Source organism: Burkholderia sp. Ax-1720 (assembly GCF_011753035.1).
Classification (GTDB): domain Bacteria; phylum Pseudomonadota; class Gammaproteobacteria; order Burkholderiales; family Burkholderiaceae; genus Burkholderia; species Burkholderia gladioli.
In genome coordinates this window covers 1-5,320 of sequence record NZ_VWWK01000291.1, presented here as the reverse complement: position 1 = coordinate 5,320, position 5,320 = coordinate 1, and the positions used below count along the sequence as shown (strand labels likewise).

Annotated in this window: 4 protein-coding genes and 1 pseudogene; all 5 read right to left on the bottom strand. The window is 72.3% G+C overall.

Annotated features, from left to right (window positions below; translation table 11 throughout):
* Positions 1-142, bottom strand: a pseudogene (locus F3J18_RS38400) (short-chain dehydrogenase); the annotation flags it as partial.
* On the bottom strand, positions 139-1,512 hold the full coding sequence (locus F3J18_RS35415) for an FAD-binding oxidoreductase (protein ID WP_166916768.1): 1,374 nt from the start codon (positions 1,510-1,512) through the stop codon (positions 139-141). The pseudogene F3J18_RS38400 and the gene F3J18_RS35415, both read right to left, overlap by 4 nt.
* The gene (locus F3J18_RS35410; protein ID WP_166916767.1) at positions 1,509-2,927 is read right to left on the bottom strand and encodes a UbiA family prenyltransferase; all 1,419 of its coding nucleotides are present in this window, start codon (positions 2,925-2,927) and stop codon (positions 1,509-1,511) included. The genes F3J18_RS35415 and F3J18_RS35410 overlap by 4 nt, the downstream gene beginning before the upstream one ends.
* A 17-nt stretch (positions 2,928-2,944) precedes the next feature.
* Entirely contained in the window at positions 2,945-3,625 is a 681-nt protein-coding gene (locus F3J18_RS35405) for a class I SAM-dependent methyltransferase (protein ID WP_166916766.1), read from the bottom strand.
* A gap of 10 nt (positions 3,626-3,635) precedes the next feature.
* Positions 3,636-5,320 (bottom strand): hypothetical protein (locus F3J18_RS35400; protein WP_166916764.1); only part of this gene is annotated, 1,685 nt, incomplete at its 5' end.

The window sequence follows — 5,320 nt, the reverse complement described above, 5'->3', positions numbered from 1 at the left end:
GCAGGCGCAGGTCGTCGGCGATCTGCCCGAGCCGGTCGGCGCGCCGGCCGGCCAGGCACAGCGCGGCGCCCTCGCCGGCCCAGCGGCGCGCGCATTCGGTCGCGATCGCCGAGGTCGCGCCCACGATCAGGATGGTCTTCATGTCTCGGTGGTCCGTTGCCAGAAACGCGACTGGATCGCCGGGTCGCGCAAGGCCTCGACGCGCGTCCAGGCCGGATAGGCGCGCCGGAAGTCCTCGCCCGACATATGGGCGTCCTTCGCGGGATAGAGACGGCCGCGCGCGGCGCGCACGATCGCGTCGAGCCGCGCGAACAGCGCCGCGTTGCGCGCGTCGTGCTGGGCGAAGTCGAGCGCGAGCGAGGTGCCCTCGAGCGGGAACGACAGCAGCCCCGGCGAGACCAGCGCGCCGCAGCGCTTGAGCACGGCCAGGAAGGAGCCGGCGTGGCTGGCCGCGATCGCCGCCAGCATCTCGGCCATCGCGTCGCGCGCGTCGGCCGCCGGCACCACGCACTGGTACTGCTGGAAACCGCGCCGGCCATAGATGCGGTGCCATTCGAGCAGGCCGTCGAGCGGGTAGAGGAACGGCAGCAGCTCGGCCCGCGCGCTGCCCGCGGCGCGGCCGGCGCGCCAGTAATGCAGCGCGTTGAAGGCCGGCACCGAGAGACGGTTCACCAGCGAGAACGGCGGCGTGAACGGCACCGTCAGCGGGCGCGTCGACGGCAGGCCGCGCGTGCCGGCGCCAGCCGCCGCGCCCCCCTCGCCCGAGCCACCCTGCCCGGGCGCCTCGGCCGGCGCCGCGTCGGCCACCGTCAGCACGCCGCGGCCCAGCGCCTTGCCGCGGCTGCCGCAATCGACCCAGGCCACGCTGTACTCGTGGCGCGCGTCGTGCTCGTCGGACAGCGCGAAGAACTCGTCGAGCCCGCCGAAGCGCATCTGGCGCAGGTCGACGCGGGCAGAGGGCACCGGCATCAGTTGCAGCTCGACCCAGCTGATCACGCCGGTCAGGCCGAGCCCGCCGATGGTCGCCGCGTACAGCTCGGGATGGCGCTCGGCATCGACCTCGAGCGGCCCGAGATCGGAGCGCACCAGCCCGAAACGCCTGAGGTGGCGGCCGAAGGTGCCGCGCACGTGATGGTTCTTGCCGTGCACGTCGTTGGCCACCGCGCCGCCGAGCGTCACGTAGCGCGTGCCCGGCGTGACCGGCAGCATCCAGCCGCGCGGCAGCGCCGCGCCGAGCAGCACGTCGAGCGTCATGCCGGCTTCCGCGCGCACCAGGCCGCTCTGCCAGTCGACGGCGATGAAGCGGTCGAGCGACTTCATCCACAGCACCTGGTCGGAGGCGGCCAGGCAACTGTCGCCGTAGCTGCGGCCGTTGCCGTAGGCCAGCACCGAGGCCTGCCGCCGGCTCAGGCCGCTCAGCAGCGCGGGCAGGCTGTCGCGCCAATGCACCGGCGCGCCCGTTTGCGGATGGCGCGGATAGCGCGCCCAGGATCGCAGGCCGGTCGTGCTCATATCGCGCTGACGAAGACCAGCACGAACAGCGCGGCCACGCCGAGGCTGGTCGCATCGGTGGCGGCGAACAGCACCGGGTCGCTGTTCATCTGGCCGCGGTTGGTGATGATCCAGGTGCGGCTGACCCAGTACAGCAGCAGCGGGCAGGACAGCCAGATGCGCTGCGGATTGGCGTAGAGCATCAGGGTGGCCGGGTCCTGGATGTAGAGCGCGAGCACCAGCACCGACAGGTAGCCGGCCGCCGCGCCCAGCGCCAGCACGATGACGCGGTCGTCGCTGACATAGCCGCGCCCGCGCGCCTGGCCGCCGGCCAGCGCCACCAGCTCGGTGTAGCGCTTCACCAGCGCCAGGCTCAGGAAGATGCACATCGAGAAGGCCAGCAGCCAGAAGCTCAGGCGCATGCCGAAGGCGGCGGTGCCGGCCGCGAGCCGCGCCGTGTAGAGCGCGGCCAGCGCGATCACGTCGACGATCACCATGCGCTTGAGCACGAAGGAATAGGCCGCCGTGAGCGCGTAATAGGCCGCCAGCGCCAGCGAGAACGCGCTCGGCAGGCTGCTCAGCGCGATCGCCAGCGAGGCGGCCAGCAACAGCGGAAAGGCGATCGCCCCCGAGAGCAGCGACAGCGCCCCGCTGGCGAACGGCCGATGGCGCTTGACCGGATGATGGCGATCGTCGTCGAGATCGACCAGGTCGTTGAGCACGTAGACGCTGGAGGCGCACAACCCGAAGGCGAGGAAGGCCAGCAGGCCCTGCCAGAACATCGTCGGCTCGCCGGCGCGATGCGCGGCGAACAGCGGCACGAACACCAGCAGGTTCTTGAGCCATTGGTGCAGGCGCAGCGCGCGGGCCCAGACCCGCAGCGTGCCGGCGCGCGTGTCGATCACGTGCTCGACGTTGCCGTTGCGCTGCGCCTCGCGCGCGATGCGTTTGGGCGCGTTGACCACGTAGGCGCGCTCGGCCGCGCGCCAGGCGGAGAGATCGTCGCGGGAATTGCCGACGTAGTCGAAGCCCTTGTCGCCGTAGGCGCCCACCAGCGCGTCGCGCTTGTTGTCGGCCGACAGGTTGACGGCGCCGTCGCTGGCGAAGGTGCGGTCGAACAGGCCCAGGTGGCCGGCGATCGCATTGGCGTAGTGCGAGGCGCTGGCGGTGGCCAGCGTGATCGGCCGGCCCTGGCTGCGCTCGGCGCGCAGCCATTCGAGCACCGTGCCGTTGTAGGGCAGGCTCGTGACGTCGACGCCGGCGGCCTCGGCCAGGCGCTGCTTGAGGCCGGCCTTGCCGCCCTCGAGCAGCCACAGCAGCGGCCGGTAGAAGCGATGCGGCCAGCGCTTCAGGTAGGCGAGCCCGGACTCGACCAGCATGTCCGACTGGATCAGCGTCCCGTCGAGATCGACGACGAGTATCTTGTCAGCTTGCATGAGTCGCCTCGTCGGGATCAGCGCGGGTGGGCATCGGCGGGCTTGCGCGCGACGATGAAGAACTGCTTGCCGAGCAGCGGCCAGGCCAGGGGCAGGCGCAGGTAGAGCCAGACCAGCGCCGGATGCGTGGGCAGCGCGCCCTGCGTCGTGTAGGGCAGGAAGCGGTCGATCGAGCGCTCGATCTCGAAGCCGGCCAGGTGCAGCGCCTCGGCCAGCGACTTGTCGGTCAGGCCCAGGTGGTGGTCGTAGAAATCCCAGTAGGCGCCCGCCAGGTAGCGCAGGTTCGGCCCCAGGATCAGGTAGCGGCCGCCCGGCTTCAGCGCGCGCCGCACCGAGCCCAGGAAGCTGTCGAGGGTGGCCTTGTCGGGCAGGTGCTCGAGGAAGTTCGAGGTGAACAGCAGGTCGGCCTGCCCCGCCACCAGCTCGCCCACCTCGGTGGCCGGCGCCTGGTGGAACTCGATGCCGGCCGCGAGGTGGCGGCGCGCGTCGGGGTTCAGGTCGATCGCGATGCGGCGCCGGGCCTGCACGTGGTTGATGAATTCGCCGTAGCCCGAGGCGACGTCGACCACCGTGTCGCCGGGCGCCACGTAGCGCTTCAGGAAACTGCCATGGATGGTGCGCCAGATCGCGTTCTTGCGCGCCAGCACGTGGTCGGCGAAGCGCTTGCGATAGAGCAATGCCAGTTGGTTCGGGTTCATCGCAGGGTCCTCAGTCGGCGAACTGCAGCGCCACGCGGGTGTTGCTGCACGACACCAGCTCGCCCTCGCTGGCGTAGGCCACGCCGAGCGTCTGCCTGCCGTGCAGGCCGGCCGGGTCGAGATAGGCGGTGTAGCCGAGATCCGGCAAGGGGCCGGCGCCGATCATGTCCTGCACGTCCAGGCGCGGCATGGCGCGGGTCGGCGCGTAGCGCACGTGGCCGCTGGCGTCGGTCAGGCTCAGGTAGGTGCGCTCGGGCGGCCGCATGGTCTGCGGCTGGGCCACCAGCCAGCCCTCGGCCGACAGGACGTGGTCGATGCGCGCGCTGGCCGGCGCCGGGTAGGTTTCGTTAAGCACCAGCAGGCCGCCCATGCAGGCGCCCTCGCGGTGCCGCGCGCTGCGATCGGCCGGCGCGAGATCGCCGAGCGGATCGTGCCGGAACAGGCCGGCGGGCTCGCCCGCCGGCGTGACCGGCGCGGGCGTCAGCGTCACCCGGTAATGGCTCTGCCAGGCATAGCCGCCGCCGTCGGCCGCCTCCACCGTGAAGCGCGTCACCTCCTGCGAGCGCAGCGTGCCCGGCGCGCCGTACATCAGCGCGAACTCGGTCGAGTTGCGCACCAGCGGGCTCAGCACGAAGCCGGCGCGGGCCATGCCGGAGACCAGCTTGTAGTCGTGCTCGCTGCCGTCGCGCAGCGTGACGCGGATGCGTAGCGCGGCCGGCTTCAGCACGAAGGCGCGCAGGCGCCCCGCCAGGCTCGGCTCGATGGCCAGGCTCGCCACCAGCGGCACGGCCGAATCGGGCACCGTGACGGGCGCACCCAGCATCGCGTCGGCCGCGAGCACCGGCGCCGGTGCACGGGCCGGCGCCGGCGCATGCGCCAGGTAGAGGAAGTTGTCGCGGAACGCCACCGGCCGATAGTCGCGCATCAGCACCGGCCAGCTCGGGCCGTCGTCGAGCGTCGGGTACTTGCCGTCGATCGGCGTGACCCGCATCAGCACCGTGTCGGGCGCGCGCGCGCCGGCCAGGTGGGCCGCGTTCAGGCCCGCCAGCATCGGGCTGTAGGCCGCGTAGCTCTGGATCACCGGACGCGGGTTCCATGCGTTGCCGGCCGCCAGCAGGTCCGATTGCCAGAACGAATAGATGTCCGAGCTGCCCTTCATCAGCGGCACCTCGTGCTCGCGGCGCAGCGCGGCGAGGCGCGCCTGGTAGGCCTGCGCGAGCGCATCGCCGCGCGCGCGCAGCGCGATGCCCTCGCTCACGCCGAGCGCGGTGCGCGCGACGTTCATCGCGTAGCGCGCGGGGGTCGCCTCGGTGTAGTGCAGCGCGATCGCCCAGCCCGCCACCGCGCCGAGCACGGCCAGCCCCGCGCCCGACCAGGACGGCGCGGCCAGCGCGAAGACCAGGCCCGCGAAGGCGATCGCGCTGGCGGCGATCAGCGCGTGATCGTCGTGGCGCACGAAGCCGCCCTTGAAGCAGAGGAACAGGAAGGCCGCGAAGGACAGCAGCAGGAAGGCGCGCAGCGTGAACGCCTCGCCGCGCCGCAGGGCGATCGCCGCGAGCAGCGCCAGCGCGGGCAGCAGGTAGAGCGCGAGATCGATGGCCGGGCCGTCGAGCGCCATGCCCTCCTCGTAGCCGGAGATCATCGCCACCAGCGAATGCAGGTACGGCCCGAGCGCGGCCGGCGGCTGGCCCGCCG

Bases quoted from the DNA above. Each gene is read 5' to 3' on its own strand.
- F3J18_RS35415 (WP_166916768.1), bottom strand. From the start codon at position 1,512: ATGAGCACGACCGGCCTGCGATCCTGGGCGCGCTATCCGCGCCATCCG.
- F3J18_RS35410 (WP_166916767.1), bottom strand. From the start codon at position 2,927: ATGCAAGCTGACAAGATACTCGTCGTCGATCTCGACGGGACGCTGATC.
- F3J18_RS35405 (WP_166916766.1), bottom strand. From the start codon at position 3,625: ATGAACCCGAACCAACTGGCATTGCTCTATCGCAAGCGCTTCGCCGAC.